The sequence below is a fragment of the Bradyrhizobium sp. MI1.7 genome (assembly GCF_055811795.1).
Genome location: NZ_JBVVPO010000002.1, coordinates 179,197 through 198,026 on the forward strand (window position 1 = coordinate 179,197; position 18,830 = coordinate 198,026).

19 protein-coding genes and 1 pseudogene are annotated in these 18,830 nt (G+C 64.0%); 12 read left to right on the plus strand and 8 right to left on the minus strand.

Going from position 1 to position 18,830, the window contains the following annotated elements:
- Window positions 1-184: 184 nt before the first annotated feature.
- The gene (locus tag AC0L3X_RS03570; protein WP_085401071.1) at window positions 185-1,876 is read right to left on the minus strand and encodes a methyl-accepting chemotaxis protein; all 1,692 of its coding nucleotides are present in this window, start codon (window positions 1,874-1,876) and stop codon (window positions 185-187) included.
- A 161-nt stretch (window positions 1,877-2,037) separates the two neighbouring features.
- On the opposite strand from AC0L3X_RS03570, the gene AC0L3X_RS03575 reads away from it, so the two are divergent.
- Window positions 2,038-2,181 carry a hypothetical protein gene (locus AC0L3X_RS03575; protein WP_166341029.1) on the plus strand — a complete coding sequence of 48 codons (144 nt, stop codon included), beginning with the start codon at window positions 2,038-2,040 and terminating at the stop codon, window positions 2,179-2,181.
- Between the two features lie 55 nt (window positions 2,182-2,236).
- On the opposite strand, the gene AC0L3X_RS03580 is transcribed toward AC0L3X_RS03575, so the two are convergent.
- The 3 genes from AC0L3X_RS03580 to tyrS all read right to left on the minus strand — a co-directional run bounded on the left by AC0L3X_RS03580 (window position 2,237) and on the right by tyrS (window position 5,469).
- Window positions 2,237-2,680 carry a DoxX family protein gene (locus AC0L3X_RS03580; RefSeq protein ID WP_354131275.1) on the minus strand — a complete coding sequence of 148 codons (444 nt, stop codon included), beginning with the start codon at window positions 2,678-2,680 and terminating at the stop codon, window positions 2,237-2,239.
- Window positions 2,681-2,899: 219 nt separating this feature from the next.
- Window positions 2,900-4,159, minus strand: coding sequence for an MFS transporter (locus AC0L3X_RS03585; protein ID WP_208086615.1), 1,260 nt, complete (start codon window positions 4,157-4,159; stop codon window positions 2,900-2,902).
- Between the two features lie 56 nt (window positions 4,160-4,215).
- Window positions 4,216-5,469: a tyrosine--tRNA ligase gene (gene tyrS / locus AC0L3X_RS03590; RefSeq protein ID WP_063983526.1), complete on the minus strand. Its 1,254-nt coding sequence runs from the start codon at window positions 5,467-5,469 to the stop codon at window positions 4,216-4,218.
- A 164-nt stretch (window positions 5,470-5,633) separates the two neighbouring features.
- On the opposite strand from tyrS, the gene AC0L3X_RS03595 reads away from it, so the two are divergent.
- The 3 genes and pseudogenes from AC0L3X_RS03595 to AC0L3X_RS03605 all read left to right on the plus strand — a co-directional run bounded on the left by AC0L3X_RS03595 (window position 5,634) and on the right by AC0L3X_RS03605 (window position 7,859).
- On the plus strand, window positions 5,634-6,737 hold the full coding sequence (locus tag AC0L3X_RS03595; protein ID WP_014495558.1) for an anhydro-N-acetylmuramic acid kinase: 1,104 nt from the start codon (window positions 5,634-5,636) through the stop codon (window positions 6,735-6,737).
- 112 nt (window positions 6,738-6,849) lie between these two features.
- Window positions 6,850-7,527, plus strand: coding sequence for a glutathione S-transferase family protein (locus tag AC0L3X_RS03600; RefSeq protein WP_354131276.1), 678 nt, complete (start codon window positions 6,850-6,852; stop codon window positions 7,525-7,527).
- A gap of 10 nt (window positions 7,528-7,537) precedes the next feature.
- Window positions 7,538-7,859: pseudogene (locus AC0L3X_RS03605) on the plus strand (DMT family transporter).
- On the opposite strand, the gene AC0L3X_RS03610 reads toward AC0L3X_RS03605, so the two are convergent.
- Together AC0L3X_RS03610 and AC0L3X_RS03615 are read right to left on the minus strand one after the other, a co-directional pair.
- Window positions 7,856-8,368 (minus strand): DUF1697 domain-containing protein, encoded by a 513-nt coding sequence (locus tag AC0L3X_RS03610; RefSeq protein WP_354095337.1) that lies wholly within the window; start codon window positions 8,366-8,368, stop codon window positions 7,856-7,858. The pseudogene AC0L3X_RS03605 and the gene AC0L3X_RS03610 sit on opposite strands and share 4 nt — an antisense overlap.
- Before the next feature lie 8 nt (window positions 8,369-8,376).
- Window positions 8,377-9,024: an alpha/beta hydrolase gene (locus tag AC0L3X_RS03615; RefSeq protein WP_014495555.1), complete on the minus strand. Its 648-nt coding sequence runs from the start codon at window positions 9,022-9,024 to the stop codon at window positions 8,377-8,379.
- Between the two features lie 342 nt (window positions 9,025-9,366).
- On the opposite strand from AC0L3X_RS03615, the gene AC0L3X_RS03620 reads away from it, so the two are divergent.
- The 8 genes from AC0L3X_RS03620 (at window position 9,367) to AC0L3X_RS03655 (ending at window position 16,918) form a co-directional block, all read left to right on the plus strand.
- Complete coding sequence (locus AC0L3X_RS03620; protein ID WP_354131277.1) at window positions 9,367-10,506, plus strand: cysteine desulfurase family protein; 1,140 nt, start codon at window positions 9,367-9,369, stop codon at window positions 10,504-10,506.
- Between the two features lie 115 nt (window positions 10,507-10,621).
- Window positions 10,622-12,118: a Fe-S cluster assembly protein SufB gene (gene sufB, locus AC0L3X_RS03625; protein ID WP_208071631.1), complete on the plus strand. Its 1,497-nt coding sequence runs from the start codon at window positions 10,622-10,624 to the stop codon at window positions 12,116-12,118.
- A gap of 62 nt (window positions 12,119-12,180) precedes the next feature.
- Window positions 12,181-12,933: a Fe-S cluster assembly ATPase SufC gene (gene sufC, locus AC0L3X_RS03630; RefSeq protein WP_028161255.1), complete on the plus strand. Its 753-nt coding sequence runs from the start codon at window positions 12,181-12,183 to the stop codon at window positions 12,931-12,933.
- 11 nt (window positions 12,934-12,944) lie between these two features.
- A complete protein-coding gene (gene sufD, locus AC0L3X_RS03635) occupies window positions 12,945-14,249 on the plus strand; it encodes a Fe-S cluster assembly protein SufD (protein WP_354131278.1) in 1,305 nt (434 codons plus the stop codon).
- Window positions 14,246-15,493 (plus strand): cysteine desulfurase, encoded by a 1,248-nt coding sequence (locus tag AC0L3X_RS03640; protein ID WP_354095340.1) that lies wholly within the window; start codon window positions 14,246-14,248, stop codon window positions 15,491-15,493. Before sufD ends, AC0L3X_RS03640 begins: the two co-directional genes overlap by 4 nt.
- Entirely contained in the window at window positions 15,490-15,861 is a 372-nt protein-coding gene (locus AC0L3X_RS03645) for an SUF system Fe-S cluster assembly protein (protein ID WP_354095341.1), read from the plus strand. Before AC0L3X_RS03640 ends, AC0L3X_RS03645 begins: the two co-directional genes overlap by 4 nt.
- Before the next feature lie 118 nt (window positions 15,862-15,979).
- Complete coding sequence (locus AC0L3X_RS03650; protein WP_028148774.1) at window positions 15,980-16,321, plus strand: HesB/IscA family protein; 342 nt, start codon at window positions 15,980-15,982, stop codon at window positions 16,319-16,321.
- A gap of 159 nt (window positions 16,322-16,480) precedes the next feature.
- Window positions 16,481-16,918, plus strand: coding sequence for a TfoX/Sxy family protein (locus AC0L3X_RS03655; protein WP_354095342.1), 438 nt, complete (start codon window positions 16,481-16,483; stop codon window positions 16,916-16,918).
- Window positions 16,919-17,018: 100 nt separating this feature from the next.
- On the opposite strand, the gene fabA is transcribed toward AC0L3X_RS03655, so the two are convergent.
- Together fabA and AC0L3X_RS03665 are read right to left on the minus strand one after the other, a co-directional pair.
- On the minus strand, window positions 17,019-17,549 hold the full coding sequence (gene fabA, locus AC0L3X_RS03660) for a bifunctional 3-hydroxydecanoyl-ACP dehydratase/trans-2-decenoyl-ACP isomerase (RefSeq protein ID WP_354095343.1): 531 nt from the start codon (window positions 17,547-17,549) through the stop codon (window positions 17,019-17,021).
- 104 nt (window positions 17,550-17,653) lie between these two features.
- A complete protein-coding gene (locus tag AC0L3X_RS03665) occupies window positions 17,654-18,721 on the minus strand; it encodes a GGDEF domain-containing protein (protein WP_354075576.1) in 1,068 nt (355 codons plus the stop codon).
- Between the last annotated feature and the right edge of the window lie 109 nt (window positions 18,722-18,830).

Sequence of the window (18,830 nt, forward strand, 5' to 3'; positions counted from 1 at the left end):
TGTTCAGACGCGGCGCAATCTGCGCAGCCATGGACACGCATATGCAGGGAAGACGCCGATGCCTGCGGCGACGTGTCCAGAAAAATGCGTCGTGATCGCGTTCGTGCGATCGCGTGTCGGTTCGATCGATGCATCGATTCGCCGATGCTTCGTCGCGTTTAGAACCAGCGTAGCGTTGCGCGGCTTAAGCCGCGCGGACGCCCGCGAGGAACGTCCCGACTTCGCCGGAGAGCTGTTCGGCCTGCTTGGAGAGGTTCGAGGCGGCTGCGAGCACCATGCCGGCGGCATTGCCGGTCTCGTTCGCTGCGGTGCTGACGCCGCCGATATTGGTGGTGACTTCCTTGGTCGCCTCCGCGGTCTGCGAGACGCTGCGGGCGATCTCGGCGGTGGCGGCACCTTGCTCCTCGATGGCCGCGCCGATCGAGGTGGCGATGCGGCTGACTTCCTCGATGGTGGCGGTGATGCCACCGATGGCGTCCACGGCCTCCTTGGTCGCGCCCTGGATCTGGGCGATCTTGTCGCCGATCTCGCGGGTGGCTTCCGCGGTCTGGCTCGCCAGCGACTTCACCTCGGAGGCGACGACGGCAAAGCCGCGGCCGGCTTCACCGGCGCGCGCGGCCTCGATGGTGGCATTGAGCGCGAGCAGATTGGTCTGCGCCGCGATGCTGGAGATCAGCTCGGCGACGTGCTCGATCTGCTGGGCGCCGTCTGAGAGCGCACGGACGATGGTGTCGGTGCGGCGTGCGCTGTCCACGGCGCGGCCGGTCACTTCGGCGGATTGCGCGACCTGGCGGCTGATCTCGGTGATGGAGGAGGAGAGCTCCTCGGCGGCAGCCGCGACCGTCTGGACGCGCTGGCTGGCTTCGGTGGCGGCCGAGCCGACCACGGCGGCGCGGCGGTTGGTGCCCTCGGCCGTGGACGACATCGACTTGGCGGTGGTCTCGAGCTCGCCGGAGCCCGAGGCCATCAGGCCGACGAGCTGGCCGACCGAGGCATCGAAGCGGTCGGCGAGCGAGATCAGCGCGTCACGCTTCTCCTGCTCGCTGCGGCTCTTGGCGGCGACCTGTTCGGACTCCAGCGTGCGCGCCGTCAAAGCGGTCTGCCTGAGCATTTCGAGGGTCTCGGCCATGCGGCCGATCTCGTCACCGCGGCCGGTCTCCTCGACCGGCTTGTCGATGGCACCGTCGGCAATCTCCTGCATGCGGGTCTTCTGGCGATCGAGCGCGCCGAGCACGTCGCGGGCGATCAGCCACGACAGCGTCGCCATCAGCAGCATCAGGCCGAAGCCGACCGCGGCAAGCTCGAGCGTCAGCGCGCGCACATCGGCGTCGATGTCGTCGACATAGAGGCCATAGCTGATCGTCGCGTTCCAGGGCGCGAACTTGCGCGCGAACACGGTCTTGCGCACCGCTTCGGTCTGGCCGGGGCGGGGATAGAGATAGGAGGCCACGCCGCCGCCATTCTGTTCGCCGGCCTTGAGGATCGCGTCGGCAATGAGGACGCCGTTGGCGTCAATCGCGCCGGTGATCTTGCCTTCGAGCTGCTGGTTGGCGCCGTTGACGAGGAGGGACGTGTCGGCGTTGTAGACGACCGGATAGCCCTGGTTGCCGTTGAAGGTCATGCGCCGTCCGCGCATGTGGAACTGGGCCTTGGCCTCGGCCTGCGTCAGCTTGCCGGCGGTGACGTCGTCCTGGACCGACTGGGCGAGATTGTAGAGCATGTCGACCGCGGTCTTCATCTGCTGGACCCGGTCCTCCATCATGCGGCTCTTGCTGAGGAAGGCCGATACCGCGATGATGGCTGTGACTGTGAGAGCCGCAAGACAGACCATGCTGGTAAGCTTGGTGCGGATCTTCAGATGGCTCAGCAGCTTCATCGCAGCCTCTACTAAATGGTTGTTATTGCTCGCATCGGTAGCATGAAGTTCTTACCAATCATGAACATAGGCATGCGGCCGCCGGCCGCCCGCGTGACCGTTCGCAGCCTGATGCGCAACCGTGCAGGCAAAGCGACATGCGTCGGCGCACGTCAGCGCGTATGCTGGAGAAGATCGATCCTGGACTTTGGTGGTCATCGAGCCTGGCGGGAGCGGCAATGAACCGATTCGTTCACCGCCTCATCATGTCCGCGCTGCTCGTCGCGGCCCTCGTCCTGATCTGGAACGTGCTGGGCTCGCGGTAGATGACACCGGCAAAGCTGCCGGTGCCATCCGTGACTTGAGCGTCAATTGCGCGCGTCAGCGTCGCGCAAATGCGCCGCCGGTCGAGGCGCGTTCGTTGCCCAGCGCCGCATCGACGCTGATCGGGCCGCCGCCGGCCGCCGAGAGATAGAGGCAGGCGAAGCAGAACAGGATGGCGAGCGTGCCGTTGTTGAGCAGCGGCAGGAGCACCGGCGTCTCGCCCTTGAGCATATGCCCCATGAAGTAGGCGAAGGCCATTTCACCGGAGAGGATGAAAGCGGCGAGGCGGGTGAACAGGCCGAGGATCAACAGTGCGCCAAGCACCAGTTCAAGCGTGCCGGCCGCGCCGTAAAGCGACATCAGTTCGACTTTCGCGAACATCGGCAAAGGCGGAAACTTGAAAAGCTTGGCCACGCCGAATTGAAGCAGCAGCAGGCCGGTGATGAAGCGGAACAGGCTCAGGAGAACCGGTTCAAAGCGAGTGAGATAGGGAAAGTTCATTGGTTTGTGCCCTCCATCCAATGGGCGACTTGGACCGTATTCAGTTCGGCCTCGCAAGCCACCCGGGGTCAATTCGGCGCTGACATTTTTGTCATGTGGACAAAATATCGCAGTTCGTCCCTTAACTCCGGTTGCGCCCGACGGTTTCGCACGCGGTGCAGCGTGTGTCGCCCGTAATTTCCCGGTGACGCGGAGGGGTGCAGGTTACGTCGGGGAGACCTACTCCCGCAAGGCAGGGACAATCAGAAATGGAATCATTCCGAGGATCACGCTCGCAAGTGCGAAGACGAGCAGGAGATTGTAGCCGTGCGTGAAGTCGTGGATGAGGCCGCCGCTCCATGAGCCGAACGCCGAACCCAATCCGCTGCCGATCGAGATGGTGCCGAAGATCGTGCCGACGCGCTTGCCGCGAAAAATCTTCATGGCGGTCGCTGTGATCAGCGGGCCGCGCGAGCCCATCATGCTGCCGAAACAGACGACGAAGCCGGTGAGCAGGATGATGTTCGGATAATACTGCAAGAGCCAGAGCAGGACGATGCCGATGATCGAGATCGCGTAGCTGAGCAGCACCGAGGGCCGGCGCCCGATCAGCCCGTCGAGCGCGGACACGCCGAGCATGCCGAACACCAGCACCACGCCCGAAAAACCCCAGGCGGTCGCGGCCTGGAGCGGCGGAAAGCCGGCGTCGATGAGGTAGGCCACGATCTGCGCGGCGATCGAATACATGCCGACCGCGGTGAAGAAGAAGGTCGAGAACAGCGCCCAGAAAGCGTGGTGGCGCATCGCGCTCGCAAGCGTCCAGCCGTTGTCGATGAAATCAGGATCGGTCTTCTTGCTGACACGCGGCGAGCCGAGCGCGAACATGCGCCAAGGCAGAAGCAGCAGCGGCACGAGCAGGCCGAGCGCGGCGAAGCCGTATACCTGATAGGCTTCACGCCAGCCGAGATGATCGATCAAGAGCTGCGAAGTCGGGAGCAGCGCTAGCACGCCGCCACCCATTGCCGAATAGACCACCGCCATCGCGGTCGGCAGCCGTGGCCCGAACCAGCGGCCGAGCAGGATCGAGTTCGGCACAATGCCGATGAAGGCGACGCCAATGCCGACGCAGAGGCCGATCGAGAGCTGAAATTGCCAGAGCGCCTGCGCGTGCGCCGCGATCAGGAAGGCCGAGCCGAGCAGGAAAAGCCCGAGTGCGTAGACGATGCGCGGTCCGGAATGGTCGAACAGGCGCCCGACCAGTGGCGCGGTCAGCCCGCTGATCAACCAGGTCAGTGAGTAGATCGAGACGACCTGCGCACGGTCCCAGCCAAAGTTTTCGGAGATCGGCTTGAGGAAGACAGTGAAGCTCTCGCTGAGGCCGCGGCCGAGGACGGCGAGCGTGAAGCACAGTCCGAGCACGATGAGTGCGGTGCGCACCGCATCTCGCTGCGTGCGTACGGCTTGTTCCCTCGAAGTTTCCCTGGGCGTGTTTTGATCCATTGCCGGTCAGGGAGCGCGCTTCGGCGCGCCCTGACAAGCATCAAAAGCTCATAAGCCTATGCAGGCCGGATGAGGACGTGCTTCTTCTTGCCGAAGGACAGCTTGATCACGCCCTCAGGCGTCAGATTGGCAGCAGACAGCGCCATCTTCTCGTCGCTGACGGACTCGTCGTTGACGCGCAGGCCGCCGCCCTTGATCTGGCGCCGTGCCTCGCCATTGGAGGCAACCAGGCCTGCCTTGACGAAGGCGTTGAGCACGCCGAGGCCGGCGTCCAGCTCGCCGCGCGGAATTTCCACCGTCGGCAGGCTTTCGGCCAGTGCGCCTTCCTCGAAGGTGCGGCGCGCGGTTTCAGCCGCCTGGTTTGCGGCGTCGCGTCCATGCAAGAGCGCGGTCGCCTCGGTCGCAAGCACCTTCTTGGCCTCGTTGATCTCCGAGCCGCCGAGCGCCTCGAGCTTCCTGATCTCGCTCATCGGCAGCGTCGTGAACAGCTTCAGGAATTTGCCGACGTCGGCGTCCTCGGTGTTGCGCCAGTATTGCCAGAAATCATACGGCGAGAACTGGTCGGCGTTCAGCCAGACCGCGCCCTGCGCGGTCTTGCCCATCTTGGCGCCGGATGCGGTCGTCAGCAGCGGCGTCGTCAGCGCGAACAGCTGGTGGGTGCCCATGCGGCGGCCGAGATCGACGCCCATGATGATGTTGCCCCACTGGTCCGAGCCGCCCATCTGCAATTTGCAACCGGTGCGCTTGGCGAGCTCGACGAAGTCGTAGGCCTGGCAGACCATGTAGTTGAACTCGATGAAGCTCATCTCCTGCTCGCGCTCGAGGCGCAGCCGCACGGAGTCCATGGTCAGCATGCGGTTGACCGAGAAATGCCGGCCGACGTCACGCAGCATCTCGATCCAGTTGAGTTTTGTCAGCCACTCCGCATTGTCGAGCATGACGGCGTCGCTCTTGCCGTCGCCGTAGCGCAGCACCTTTGCGAACACGCCGCGGATCGATTCCTTGTTGGCCTCGATCTCGGCGACCGTGCGCATCGCGCGGGTCTCGTCCTTGCCGGAGGGATCGCCGACCATGGTGGTGCCGCCGCCCATCAGCGTGATCGGCTTGTTGCCGGACTGCTGGAGCCAGTGCAGCATCATCATGGTCAGGTAGTTGCCGATGTGCAGCGAGCGGGCGGTGCAATCGTAGCCGACATAGGTGGTCGCTTCGCCCTTGGCGGCGAGCGCGTCCAGCCCCTCGAAATCGGAGCACTGATGGATGAAACCACGTTCCTGCAGGGTGTTGAGGAAATCCGATTTAAATGCAGTCATCTGTCGGCGAGCCTGACAATTCTTGGTTTACTGTTTCGGGTGCAATTTAAGGGTCTCCCGTGGGAACTTGATTGCCACCCGCCACTTTGCCTGTGGCATTATAAGATGTGTCCCTCTGGCACAAGATCGGCATGCCGGAGGGGGTCTCTTGAGGACGCTGATCCATGATGTTGACGGCACTCGGTTTGATGAGCGGCACCTCGCTGGACGGGGTGGACGTCGCGCTGATCGAAACCGACGGAAAGCAAGTGAAGGCGTTCGGGCCGTCCGGCTACCGGGCCTACAGCCCGGCGGAGCGCAATCTGCTGCGCCAGGCGCTGAGCGAGGCCGTGCACCTGCCGCGACGCGACGCCCGCCCGGGCGTTCTGGCCGAGGCCGAGCGCGCGGTGACGCTGGCCCATGCCGAGGCTGTGGCCGCCTTCATCGCCCAGAACCGGATGAAGCCGGAGGACATCGACATCGTCGGCTTCCACGGCCAGACGGTGCTGCATCGCCCCGAGAAGCGGCTGACGGTCCAGATCGGCGATGCGCCGGCGCTCGCCAGGGCGATCCATATCCCCGTGATGCACGACTTCCGTGCCGCCGACGTCGAGGCCGGCGGGCAGGGCGCGCCGTTCGTGCCGGTCTACCACCGGGCGCTCGTCCATTCGCTGGAGCGCGAAGGGCCGATCGTCGTCGTCAATATCGGCGGCGTCTCCAACATCACCTATATCGACGGCAACGACACGCTGATCGCCTGCGACACCGGACCGGGCAACGCGCTGCTCGACGATTTCATGTACCGCACCATGAACCAGGCCTTCGATGCGGAAGGAAAGTTCGCAGCGCTCGGCAAGGCGGACGAAGCCTGGATCGCGCGGGCCCTGGAACTGCCGTTCTTCGCGGCTCCGCCGCCGAAATCGCTCGACCGCAACGACTTTGCCGCGCTGAAGCTCGGCGACGTCCCGCCGGCCGACGGCGCCGCGACGCTGACCGCCTTCACTGCGGCGGCGATCGCCCGGATCATCTCGCTCCTGCCGCGCCGGCCGCGGAGCTGGATCGTCTGCGGCGGCGGCGCCCGCAACCTCACCATGCTGCGGATGCTGCGGGAGCGGGTAGGGTCGGCCACGGTCGAGGCCGCCGAGACGCTCGGCTGGGCCTCCGACGCCATCGAGGCGCAGGCCTTCGGCTTCCTGGCCGCCCGCGGCCTCAAGGGGCTGCCGCTGTCCTACCCGGCCACGACGGGGGTGCCGATGCCGATGACGGGCGGCGTGATGGCACGGCCCTGAGGTCCGGGCCTTAAGATCCAAGGTCAGTTGATGCAAATGCATTGATCTTGACGAGTGAATGCAATTGCATCTATATTGGATGCAGTTGCATCAAACCGCCGGGATCATTGCCATGACCGCTTCACTGAAACTCATCAGCCACAAGCTTTGCCCGTATGTGCAGCGCGCCGTGATCGCGCTCAACGAGAAGGGCGTGCCGTTCGAGCGGATCGACATCGATCTCGCCAACAAGCCCGACTGGTTTCTGAAACTCTCGCCGCTCGGCAAGGTGCCGGTCTTGGTGGTGACGACGGAGAAGGGCGAGGTCGCGCTGTTCGAGAGCAACGTGATCTGCGAATACATCGAGGAGACGCAGGCGGGCCTCAAGCTGCATCCGGCGGATGCGTTGAAGCGCGCCGAGCATCGCGCCTGGATGGAGTTCGGCTCGGCGATCCTCGGTGACCTCTGGGGTCTGGAGACCACGACCGATCCGGCGACGTTCGAAAGCAAGCGCCAGGCGGTTGCGGCGAAATTCGCGCGCGTGGAGGCCGCGCTCGGCGCAGGGCCTTACTTCGCAGGCGATGCGTTCAGCCTCGTGGATGCGGTCTTCGCCCCGATCTTCCGCTATTTCGACCTGTTCGACGAATTGACCGAGCACGGCATCTTCAGCGATCTGCCGAAGGTCCGCGCATGGCGCGCGGAGCTTGCGAAACGTCCGAGCGTGCGCACCGCGGTCGGCGCGGACTATCCGCAATTGCTGCGTGCCTTCCTGGTGCGCCACGACGCGCATCTGCTGAAGCTTGCGGCCTGAGCGCACGCCAATGTCGCAATCCATGGCCTGGCTGATGCTGGTGATCGCCGGTGCTTGATGTCGGCTGGGCGATCTCGATGAAATATGCGGAAGGCTACACGCGGGCAGGCTGGAGCATCGCCTCGCTGGTGCTGCTCGCCGCCTTCGTTTTCCTGCTCGGGCGCGCTTTGCAGGTGCTGGAGGTCGGCGTCGCCTATTCGGTGTGGACCGGCATCGGCGCGGCCGGCACCTTCCTGTTGGGCGTGGTGCTGTTCGGCGAGACCTTGAGTGCGATGAAGCTTGCCGGCATCGCGCTCGTGCTGATGGGGATCGCCGCGCTCAAGCTGGCCTAGATCTCCGCGGCCATCTTCGCGAGCGTTGCGACGGTATTCATGTTGCGCGCGGTGCCGGTCTTGGCGGCGGGGATGACGAGCTTCGATGTCCCCATGCCGTCGCCATAGTGCACGTAAATCTCGCGGCGGCCGAGGCGGAGCTCTTCGCTGTTCTGGCCGCGGATGCTGGTAAGCGCGTCTTCAGGTGGCGCCCTGTCGAGGAAGATCGCGACGGTGCGATTGGGCGCAGCCTTTGGAAAGGGATTGTCGGCCGAGACTTGCGTCATCTCGGCGGCGCTACGCACGAGCACCCCGACCGGCGCGCCGGCGTAGGCGTGCAGGCGCTTTTCGAGGGCGGTCTTGATTGCAGCTTCCGACTTGCGGCTCGTGAAGACGACGTTGCCGCTCGCAATATAGGTGCGTACGGCGGCGAAGCCGAGCTCCTCGCACATGGCCTTGAGCTCGCTCATCGGCAGCTTGCCGGTGCCGCCGACATTGACGGCACGCAGCAAGGCGACGAAGGAGCCCATTTGAGGGCTTAGCGCACGTTGGCGAGGCGCATGTCGAGATAGGCCGTGATGGTTTCCATCAGCGGCTCGAGCTTGGCGTCGAAGAAGTGGTTGGCGCCGGGGATGACCTGCTGGTCGATCACGATGCCCTTCTGCGTCTTCAGCTTCTCGACCAGCGTGTTGACGTCCTTGGGCGGCACCACCGCATCCTTTTCGCCATGCACGATCAGGCCCGACGACGGGCAGGGCGCCAGGAACGAGAAGTCGTAGAGATTGGCCGGCGGCGCGATCGAGATGAAGCCCTCGACCTCGGGACGGCGCATCAAAAGCTGCATGCCGATCCAGGCGCCGAACGAGAAGCCGGCGACCCAGCAGGCGCGCGCTTCGGGATTGATGGTCTGCGCCCAGTCGAGGGCTGCGGCCGCATCCGACAATTCGCCGGTGCCGTGGTCGAACGAGCCCTGGCTGCGGCCGACGCCGCGGAAGTTGAAGCGCAGCACCGAGAAGCCGCGATGCGCGAAGGCGTAGTAGCACTGGTACACGATCTGATGGTTCATCGTGCCGTGAAACTGCGGATGCGGATGCAGGATCATCGCGATCGGCGCGTTCTTCTGCTTGGCCGGGTGATAGCGGCCTTCGAGACGGCCAGCAGGGCCGGTGAAAATGACTTCAGGCATGATGATCTCTTGATTGATCCCTTGAAGACGCTCTTCAGCAATCAACCGATTGTGCGGACTTCATCGACTGCTGTGCCGATCAAACCGCGAATGGAAGAGTGGAGCGGCGCCGGATGGTGCGCGAGCGGCGCGCGGTGAACTGACGCGGGCGTTCTAACATGAGGCGAGGGTCAAAAAGCAAGCATCTTGAACATCCGGCAATGGGCTCAAGATGTTAGCGCGTCATGGCGGCGTCATTGAGCGGTGGGGATTCGGAATCGAGTTGCCAAGTGCTCCACGGGGGCCCATGTCGGGCTCCAGGACGGGCACACCAGCCTGATCCATGGAGTAACATGATACCTCATGCCGAGCCGCATCTATCTCGACTGGAATGCGACCACGCCGCTCCGCGCCGAAGCGCGGACCGCGATGCTCGCTGCCTGGGAGCTGATCGGCAATCCGTCCTCGGTTCATGCCGAGGGGCGCGAGGCGCGCCGGCTGGTTGAGGAAGCTCGTGCCACGCTCGCGGCGGCCGTTGGTGCATTGCCGCGGAACGTCGTCTTCACCTCAGCGGGAACCGAAGCCAATGCGCTGGCGCTGTCGCCCGGTCTGCGGGGGTCGTCCGGCGGTCCTGTCGAGCGCCTGTTGGTCTCGGCCGTCGAGCATGCCTCGGTGCTGTCGGGCGGCCGATTCCCACCGGAGAAGGTCAGCCAGATCCCGGTCACATGCGCCGGCGTGATCGACCTCGACCGTCTGCAGGCTTTGCTCGGTGACGGCCCACCGGCGCTGGTCTCCATCATGGCTGCGAACAACGAGACCGGCGCAATTCAGCCGATCGCAGAGGCTGCCGGGATCGTCCACGCGGCGGGGGGGCTCCTGCACGTCGATGCGATCCAGGCGCTGGGAAAAATCCCGTTCGATATCAAGGCTGTGGACGCAGACCTTGCGACCTTTTCCGCGCATAAGATCGGGGGCCCGAAGGGCGTCGGCGCGCTGGTCCTGGCGGAAGGGATCGCTGGACTGGAACCCGTGCTGCGGGGCGGCGGACAGGAGCTGAGCCGGCGCGCGGGAACCGAGAATGTCGCCGGCATCGCCGGCTTCGGGGCGGCGGTGAGAGCGGCCCTTCAGGCTCTGCCGGAGGATGCGGAGCGGATGGTAACCCTCAGAGATTCCTTGGAAAATGGTATCCGCGGGATTGCCGGGGCGATGGTCTTCGCGGATGACATCAAGCGGTTGCCAAATACCATCCTCTTCACTGCCCCCGGTCTGAAGGCCGAAACCGCTGTGATCGGCTTCGATCTCGAAGGCGTGGCTGTGTCCTCGGGCTCGGCCTGTTCATCAGGCAAGGTGCAGTCGTCTCACGTGCTGTCGGCGATGGGGTATGATGCCACCGTCTCCCAGGGAGCGGTGCGTCTCAGTCTGGGCTGGTCCACGGAACCAGATGACATCAACAGGGCGTTAGAGGCTTGGCGAAAGCTTGGTAATACCCTACTTAGAGCCTAAGCGACGAAACACGGCTTGAACGGTTCTAAGCGCGTGCTTTCTGCCGAAAAACATCGTAATACTCGTCCAAGTTTGTGATCCACCGCGGTCCTTGAAACCGCGAGCGGAGGATAGAATGCCAGCCGTGCAAGAGACGGTCGAGCGCGTGAAGCGCATCGACGTCGATCAGTATCGTTATGGGTTTGAGACCCTGATCGAGTCCGACAAGGCCCCCAAGGGACTGTCGGAAGAGACCGTCAAGTTCATCTCCGAGAAGAAGAACGAACCCGCCTGGATGCTCCAGTGGCGGCTCGAGGCCTATCGGCGCTGGCTGACCATGACCGAGCCGACCTGGGCGCGCGTCGACTATCCCAAGATCGACTTCCAGGACCTCTATTATTACGCGGCGCCGAAGCCGAAGAAGACGGTCACCTCGCTCGACGAGATCGACCCCGAAATTCTGAAGACCTACGAGAAGCTCGGCATTCCCCTGCGGGAAGTCGCGATGCTCGAGGGCGTCGAGCCGAAGCCCGGCGATCAGGATCCGGCCCGGCGCAAGATCGCGGTCGACGCGGTCTTCGATTCGGTCTCGGTTGCGACGACCTTCAAGGCGGAGTTGAAGAAGGCCGGCGTGATCTTCATGCCGATCTCGGAGGCGATCCGCGAGCATCCCGAGCTGGTACAGAAATATCTCGGCTCGGTGGTTCCGACCTCGGACAATTTCTACGCGACACTGAACTCGGCGGTGTTCTCCGACGGCTCGTTCGTCTATGTGCCGCCGGGCGTGCGCTGCCCGATGGAGCTGTCGACCTATTTCCGCATCAACGAGCGCAACACCGGCCAGTTTGAGCGCACGCTGATCATCGCCGACAAGGGCTCCTACGTCTCCTATCTCGAAGGCTGCACCGCGCCGCAGCGCGACGAGAACCAGCTGCACGCCGCCGTGGTCGAGCTCGTTGCGCACGATGATGCCGAGATCAAATACTCGACGGTGCAGAACTGGTATCCCGGCAATTCGGAAGGCAAGGGCGGCATCTACAATTTCGTCACCAAGCGTGGCGACTGCCGTGGCGATCGGTCCAAGATTTCCTGGACCCAGGTCGAGACCGGCTCCGCCATCACCTGGAAGTACCCGAGCTGCATCCTGCGTGGCGACAATTCCAGCGGTGAGTTTTACTCGATCGCGATCTCGAACGGTTTCCAGCAGGTCGATTCGGGCACCAAGATGATCCACCTCGGCAAGAACACGTCGAGCCGGATCATCTCGAAGGGCATCGCCGCCGGCAAGTCGCAGAACACCTATCGCGGGCTCGTCACCGCGCACCGGAAAGCGACCGGCGCGCGCAACTTCACGGCGTGCGATTCCCTGTTGATCGGTGACAAATGCGGCGCGCACACCGTGCCGTATATCGAGGCCAAAAACTCCTCGGCGACGTTCGAGCACGAGGCGACGACCTCGAAGATCTCCGAGGACGTGCTGTTCTATTGCATCCAGCGCGGCCTCACCCAGGAAGAAGCCGTCGGCCTCGTCGTCAACGGTTTCGTCAAGGACGTGCTTCAGCAGCTGCCGATGGAATTCGCGGTGGAAGCGCAGAAGCTGATCTCGATCTCGCTTGAAGGGTCGGTCGGCTAATCGCCGACCCTCGCGGTGCGCTACGGCGCTCCATGCATCATTTGAATAGACTGGACACCAAGATGGCTTTGCTTGAAGTGAAGGATTTGAAGGTTCGTGTCGAGGAGCGTGAGATCCTCCACGGGCTGACGCTGACCGTGAACGAGGGCGAGGTTCACGCGATCATGGGGCCGAACGGCTCCGGCAAATCGACGCTCTCCCACGTCATCGCCGGCAAGCCCGGCTACGAGGTTACCGACGGCCAGATCCTGTTCAAGGGCGAGGACCTGCTGGAGATGGATCCCAACGAGCGCGCCGCGAAGGGCGTGTTCCTGGCGTTCCAGTATCCGGTCGAGATTCCCGGCGTCGCCACCATGACCTTCCTGCGCACCGCACTGAACGCGCAGCGCAAGGCGCGCGGCGAGAGCGAATATTCGACCCCGGACTTCCTGAGGAAGGTCCGCGAGGTCTCGAAGTCGCTGAACATCCCGCAGGACATGCTCAAGCGCGGCGTCAATGTCGGCTTCTCCGGCGGTGAGAAAAAGCGCAACGAGGTGCTGCAGATGGCGTTGTTCGAGCCGAGCCTGTGCATCCTCGACGAGATGGATTCCGGCCTCGACATCGACGCGCTGCGCATTGCGGCCGACGGCGTCAACGCGCTGCGCTCGCCCAAGCGCGCGATGGTCGTCATCACCCATTATCAGCGGCTGCTGAACTACATCGTGCCCGACGTCGTGCACGTGATGTCGAAGGGCCGTGTCGTGAAGAGCGGCGGCAAGGACTTGGCGCTGGAGCTGGAAGCGTCCGGCTACGCCCAGTTCGAGGATGCCGCGTAAGGAATTTTAGGATGAACGTTGCTGTGGCAAAGACCGGAAACGGCCGTGCGGTGAGCGATCTCTTCGCCAGCGCCGAAGGCCGCCTGCCGGGTCCGCCTTCTGTGATCGCGGTACGCCGCGAGGCGTTCGAGACCTATGAGCGTCTCGGCCTGCCGCATCGCCGGATCGAGGAATGGAAATATACCGACCTGCGTGCGCTGGTCGGCGAGGTGCTGCCGCTTGCGACTAGCCCTGATGCGGCCGCGTTGAAGCGCGCTGCGGATGCCGTCAAGGCGCATGCGATTGCGGGTGCTCGCAAGCTGGTGCTGGTCGACGGCGTGTTCGCGGCCGATCTCTCCGACGTCAAGGCGCTTGCCTCTGAGGCGGGCCTCAAGACGCTGCGGGAAGCGCTGGAGAAGGACGCAGGTCTCCTGAAGACCGCGGCCACCGATGCCGTGATCGCGCTGAATGCGGCGCTGGCAACCGACGGCGTCGTGTTGTCGATCGCCGACGGTGCGCAGCTGTCCGCGCCGATCCAGATCATCCACATCGCGACCGCTTCGTCCGCGTCGGCTTTCAGCCGTTCGCGGATCGCGGTCGGGAACGGCGCTCGCGCCACCATCATCGAGAGCTTTGTGGCGGCCGGTGCCAAGGCCTACCAGGTCAACGACGCCGTCATCCTCTCGGTCGGCAACAATGCCGACGTCGCGCATATCCGCCTGTTGGACGATGCGCCCGACGCGGTGAACGTGACCTCGCAGTTCGTCACGGTCGGCGCGAACACGAAACTCAACTTCTTCAACATGACCACCGGTGCTGCGGTCAGCCGCCTGCAGGGCTTCATCACGCTGGCAGGCGAGGGCAGCGATCTCTCCGTCAACGGCGTGAACCTGCTCCAGAAGACCGAGCACGGCGACACCACGCTGGTGGTCGATCATGCCGTGCCGAACTGCGTCAGCCGCGAGGTCTTCCGCGCGGTGATCGACGATCGCGCCCATTCGGTGTTCCAGGGCCGCATCATCGTCCGTCCCGACGCGCAGAAGACCGACGGCAAGATGATGACCCGCGCGCTGCTGCTTTCGGACGAAGCCGAGGCCGACAACAAGCCGGAGCTCGAGATCTTCGCCGATGACGTCTCCTGCGGCCACGGCGCCACTGCCGGCGCGCTCGACGACAGCCTGCTGTTCTACCTGAAGGCGCGTGGCCTCCCGGAGAAGCAGGCCCAGGCGTTGCTGATCCAGGCTTTCGTGGGCGAAGCGATCGAGCAGATCGCCGATGACGGTTTGCGCGAGCACGTGATCGGCATCGCCGAGCTCTGGCTGGAGCGGCGCCAATGAGCACGCATCCCGCAGTCAAGAACGGTGCCTACGACGTCGCACGCGTGCGCCAGGATTTTCCGGCGCTCGCCATGCAGGTCTACGGCAAGCCGCTGGTCTATCTCGACAACGCCGCCTCGGCGCAGAAGCCGAGCGCCGTGCTCGACCGCATGACGCAGGCCTATACATCCGAATACGCCAACGTGCATCGCGGCCTGCATTACCTCGCCAATGCCGCCACCGAGGCCTATGAGGGCGGTCGCAGCAAGGTTGCGCAGTTCATCAACGCGCCGCGGACCGAAGAGGTCATCTTCACCCGCAACGCGACGGAGGCGATCAACCTCGTCGCGTCGTCCTGGGGCGAACCGAACATCAAAGAGGGCGACGAGATCGTGATCTCGATCATGGAGCACCACTCCAACATCGTGCCGTGGCATTTCCTCAGGGAACGCCATGGCGCCGTGATCAAGTGGGCGCCGGTCGACGACGAGGGTAACTTCCTCATCGACGAGTTCGAGAAGCTGCTGACCGCGAAGACCAAGCTGGTCGCGATCACGCAGATGTCGAACGCGCTCGGCACCATTGTCCCGATCAAGGACGTTGTGAAGATCGCGCATGCGCGCGGCATTCCCGTGCTGGTCGACGGCAGCCAGGGGGCGGTGCATCTGCCTGTCGACGTCCAGGATCTCGGCTGCGATTTCTACGTCTTTACCGGCCACAAGGTCTACGGGCCGACCGGCATCGGCATCCTCTGGGCCAAGTACGACCACCTCGTCGCGATGCGTCCCTATAACGGCGGCGGCGAGATGATCCGCGAGGTCTCGCGCGACATCGTCACCTATGGCGATCCCCCTCACAAGTTCGAGGCCGGCACGCCCGCGATCGTCGAGGCCGTGGGCCTTGGCGCGGCCATCGACTACGTCAATTCGATCGGCAAGGAGCGCATCGCCGCCCACGAGCACGATCTCACCACCTATGCCCAGGACCGGCTGCGCGAGATCAACTCGCTGCGGCTGATCGGCACCGCCCGGGGCAAGGGCCCGGTGATCTCCTTCGAGCTCAAGGGCGCCCACGCCCACGACGTTGCCACTGTGATCGACCGCCAGGGCATCGCCGTGCGCGCCGGCACCCATTGCGTGATGCCGCTTTTAGAGCGGTTCAATGTAACCGCCACCTGCCGGGCGTCGTTCGGCATGTATAATACGCGGGAAGAAGTCGATCATCTGGCACAGGCGCTGTTGAAGGCGCGGGATTTGTTCGCATGAGTGACACGGCCGAAGTCAAAGCCAATCCGATGGAGACCCAGTCGGCGTTGCCGCCGGAGGAGACCGAGCGTCTCACCACCGAGATCATCGCTGGCCTCAAAACCGTGTTCGACCCGGAAATCCCGGCCGACATCTATGAGCTCGGCCTGATCTACAAGGTCGAGATCAAGGACGACCGTTCCGTCGACGTCCAGATGACGCTGACGACGCCGAACTGCCCGGCCGCCGGCGAGCTACCGACCATGGTCGAGAACGCGGTCGCCAGCGTCCCCGGCGTCGGCGTGGTCGACGTCAAGGTGATCTGGGAGCCGGCATGGACGCCGGAACGCATGAGCGACGAGGCCCGCCTCGTCCTCAATATGTGGTGACGCGTAACTCTGGCATTGAATTCGCTCAGCAACGGACCACATCACTGACATGACACAGATATCGTCCGGCCCAACACCAGCATCCACTCTGAAACCGCGGCGCCCGCGTCCGCAGGTGATGCGGCTGACCGATGCCGCCGCCCAGCGCATCAGCGAGCTGACGAGCCGCGCCGATTCCGAGATCGTGGGCCTGCGCGTCGGCGTGAAGAACGGCGGCTGTGCCGGCCAGTCCTACACGGTCGAGTACGCCCATGATGTCCGCCCGACCGACGAGGTCGTCGAGGACAAGGGCGTCAAGATCCTGGTCGATCCCAAGGCCGTGCTGTTCCTGCTCGGCACCGAGATGGACTACAAGGCCGACAAGATGCAGGCCCAGTTCGTCTTCAACAACCCCAACCAGGTCTCCGCCTGCGGCTGCGGCGAGTCGGTCGAGCTGCGGCCCGCGAAGATCGACGGGTAAGTCGCTGTCCCCGCGAACGCGGGGACCCATACCGCGTGATCTGGCGATGACGCTCGGTATCAGTACCAAGCTTTCCTGGCTGGTAGTCTTCGCTAAACTCCTCCCTGTGGTTATGGGTCCCCGCGTTCGCGGGGACGACCGTGGGGAGACAGCTTGGCCATGGACCGCGAATTCCTGATCGACCTGTTCGCCGATTTCGGCCCCGTCACCATCCGAAAAATGTTCTCCGGCTACGGCATCTCCGCCGACGGCATCAACTTCGCACTCGCCTTGCGCGCGGGCCTGTTCTTCCGCGCCGACGAGGTCACCATCCCGGACTTTGAAGCGGAAGGCTCGAAGCCGTTCCAGTATTCGACCCGCGCCAAAACCGTGCTGGTGAATTCCTATTGGGAATTGCCGGCGCGCCTGTTCGACGATTCCGAGGAGCTTGCGCAATGGGCGAGGGCAGCGCTCGCCGCCGCCCAGCGCGCCAAGGTGAAGAAGCGGCCGAAGGCGAAGAAGGCGGTGGCGAAGAAAACGCCGGCGAAGAAGACTGTGAAGAAGCGAGCAGCCAAGAAAGCGGTTCGTAGGGTGGGCAAAGCGACTCGTCCGCCGTAGCTCGTAGAGCGAAGGCGGAAGCGTGCCCACCGTTCAGGATAAAGGTGCTGGAGAGATGGTGGGCACGGCGCTTGCGCGCCTTTGCCCACCCTACGAGACCTCAGTCCACCGCCTTGGTCAGTCCGACCCTCATGTCCTTGGCCATGACGACACCGACGCCGTCGGCCAGCACGCGACCGTCGGCAATTCCGAGCACCAGCTTGCCGCGGCGGACCATGCGCATGGCGACCTCGTAGCGCACGCGTCGCGTCTCCGGTGTGACCAATCCCGTAGCTTCGACCTCGCCGACGCCGATGGCGCGGCCCTTGCCCGGTGAGCCCGACCAGCCGAGCCAGTAGCCGATCATCTGCCACATCGCATCCAAACCGAGGCTTCCCGGCATCATCGCGTCACCGCGATAGTGGCAATCGAAGAACCAGTGGCCGGGCACAATATCGAGCTCGCCGACGATGTGGCCCTTGCCGAACTCGCCGCCGTCCAGGCTGATCTCGGTGATGCGATCCATCATGAGAATCGGCGGGGCCGGCAATTGCGCGTTGCCCGGGCCGAAATAGCCGCCGTCGCTCGATCTCAGCAGTTCGTCCCTGGTGTAGGATGGTTGCGGTGTGTGAAAGTCATGGGGATTGGGCAAGACGACAAGTCCTCTCGACGCTCGCAGTCGGGCGGCGGGGAAGATGTCGTTCGGCGGGTTGGAATGTCAAGCGCCGGCCGTCTCTTCGGCGCGCTGCTTCGGCGTCAGGCCACCCGGCTGTGCGACTCGATCGCGAATTCCGGATCGGCCTCGCAGATCACGCGGTTGCGCCCGTTGCGCTTAGCGGCATAGAGGCAGGCATCCGCACGCTCGATCAGCGCGTCGGGGTCGTCGCCCTGCTTGAGCATGGAGACGCCGACGGAGATGGTGACGCGGCCGAGGATCTCGCCGGTCGATTTCTTCTTCAATTCCTTCGCCATCACGGCGCGGCGGATATGATCTGCAACGGTGAGGGCCTGGCGCAGCGCCGTGTTGGGCAGCAGGACCGCGAATTCCTCGCCGCCATAGCGCGCGGTGATGTCCTGTCCCTTGATGGTCTGCTTCATAGACAGGCCGACCAGCCGCAACACCTGGTCGCCGGTGAGATGGCCGTAGGAATCGTTGAACGATTTGAAATGATCGATGTCGAACAGCAGCAGCGACAGCGGCTCGCCGGAGGCGAGCGCGCTCTGCACGGCCATGCCGATCATGCGATCGAAATATTTGCGATTGCCCAATCCCGTAAGCGGATCGGTCAGGCTCTCGGCGCGGATCGCCTCCAGGCTCTGCTGGAGATTGCTGATCTCGTTCTTGGACAGGGTCAGCCGGTCTTCCAGCGCCTTGTTGGTCTCGCGCATCTCGCTGGTCGAACGCAGCAGCGTCTCGACGACCGACTTGATCTGGTCGCGGCTCTTGGCCGACGACAGTTGCTCGGTCGCGCCCGACAGGCTGGCATCGTAGGAGCCGGTCATCCCGAGCGCTTCGCTCAGCACCTTCATCACGTCGTCGATCTCGCCGATGACGCGTGCGCCGACCTTGTCGATGCGGTCGGTGGTCTTGATGTGGGAAAGATAGGTCTCGTAGATCTGCTCGAGATCGCCTTCGGTCAGCTTGCCGTGGCGCGCCAGCGTCTCGTTGATGATCTTGTTGAGCGGCGCGTTATAGCCGGTGGCGTAGACGTACCAGATCTCGTAATTGCGGGGAATTGCAGTCTGTCGAAGCGAGCGGATCTGACCGAGAGCCACTTCGGCGAACGCCATCGTGCGTTCGTGTTCGTCGAGCACCTTGACCACTGAACATACCCCACAGCGGTCGGTGCGCCATCGACCGCAGCAATACTTAAATTATGTTCGCAGGCTAACGGACGATCGTGAACGCTCTGTAAACAGACGTTCGCGAATG

Coding starts and splice junctions, on each gene's coding strand:
- AC0L3X_RS03610 (WP_354095337.1), bottom strand. CDS start 8,368: ATGGGCTCCTTCGTCGCCTTGCTGCGTGCCGTCAATGTCGGCGGCACC.
- AC0L3X_RS03575 (WP_166341029.1), top strand. CDS start 2,038: ATGCTGGAGAAGATCGATCCTGGACTTTGGTGGTCATCGAGCCTGGCG.
- AC0L3X_RS03580 (WP_354131275.1), bottom strand. CDS start 2,680: ATGAACTTTCCCTATCTCACTCGCTTTGAACCGGTTCTCCTGAGCCTG.
- AC0L3X_RS03570 (WP_085401071.1), bottom strand. CDS start 1,876: ATGAAGCTGCTGAGCCATCTGAAGATCCGCACCAAGCTTACCAGCATG.
- sufC (WP_028161255.1), top strand. CDS start 12,181: ATGGCTTTGCTTGAAGTGAAGGATTTGAAGGTTCGTGTCGAGGAGCGT.
- AC0L3X_RS03655 (WP_354095342.1), top strand. CDS start 16,481: ATGGACCGCGAATTCCTGATCGACCTGTTCGCCGATTTCGGCCCCGTC.
- AC0L3X_RS03640 (WP_354095340.1), top strand. CDS start 14,246: ATGAGCACGCATCCCGCAGTCAAGAACGGTGCCTACGACGTCGCACGC.
- AC0L3X_RS03615 (WP_014495555.1), bottom strand. CDS start 9,024: ATGCCTGAAGTCATTTTCACCGGCCCTGCTGGCCGTCTCGAAGGCCGC.
- AC0L3X_RS03600 (WP_354131276.1), top strand. CDS start 6,850: ATGACCGCTTCACTGAAACTCATCAGCCACAAGCTTTGCCCGTATGTG.
- AC0L3X_RS03650 (WP_028148774.1), top strand. CDS start 15,980: ATGCGGCTGACCGATGCCGCCGCCCAGCGCATCAGCGAGCTGACGAGC.
- sufD (WP_354131278.1), top strand. CDS start 12,945: ATGAACGTTGCTGTGGCAAAGACCGGAAACGGCCGTGCGGTGAGCGAT.
- AC0L3X_RS03595 (WP_014495558.1), top strand. CDS start 5,634: ATGATGTTGACGGCACTCGGTTTGATGAGCGGCACCTCGCTGGACGGG.
- AC0L3X_RS03585 (WP_208086615.1), bottom strand. CDS start 4,159: ATGGATCAAAACACGCCCAGGGAAACTTCGAGGGAACAAGCCGTACGC.
- sufB (WP_208071631.1), top strand. CDS start 10,622: ATGCCAGCCGTGCAAGAGACGGTCGAGCGCGTGAAGCGCATCGACGTC.
- AC0L3X_RS03645 (WP_354095341.1), top strand. CDS start 15,490: ATGAGTGACACGGCCGAAGTCAAAGCCAATCCGATGGAGACCCAGTCG.
- AC0L3X_RS03620 (WP_354131277.1), top strand. CDS start 9,367: ATGCCGAGCCGCATCTATCTCGACTGGAATGCGACCACGCCGCTCCGC.
- tyrS (WP_063983526.1), bottom strand. CDS start 5,469: ATGACTGCATTTAAATCGGATTTCCTCAACACCCTGCAGGAACGTGGT.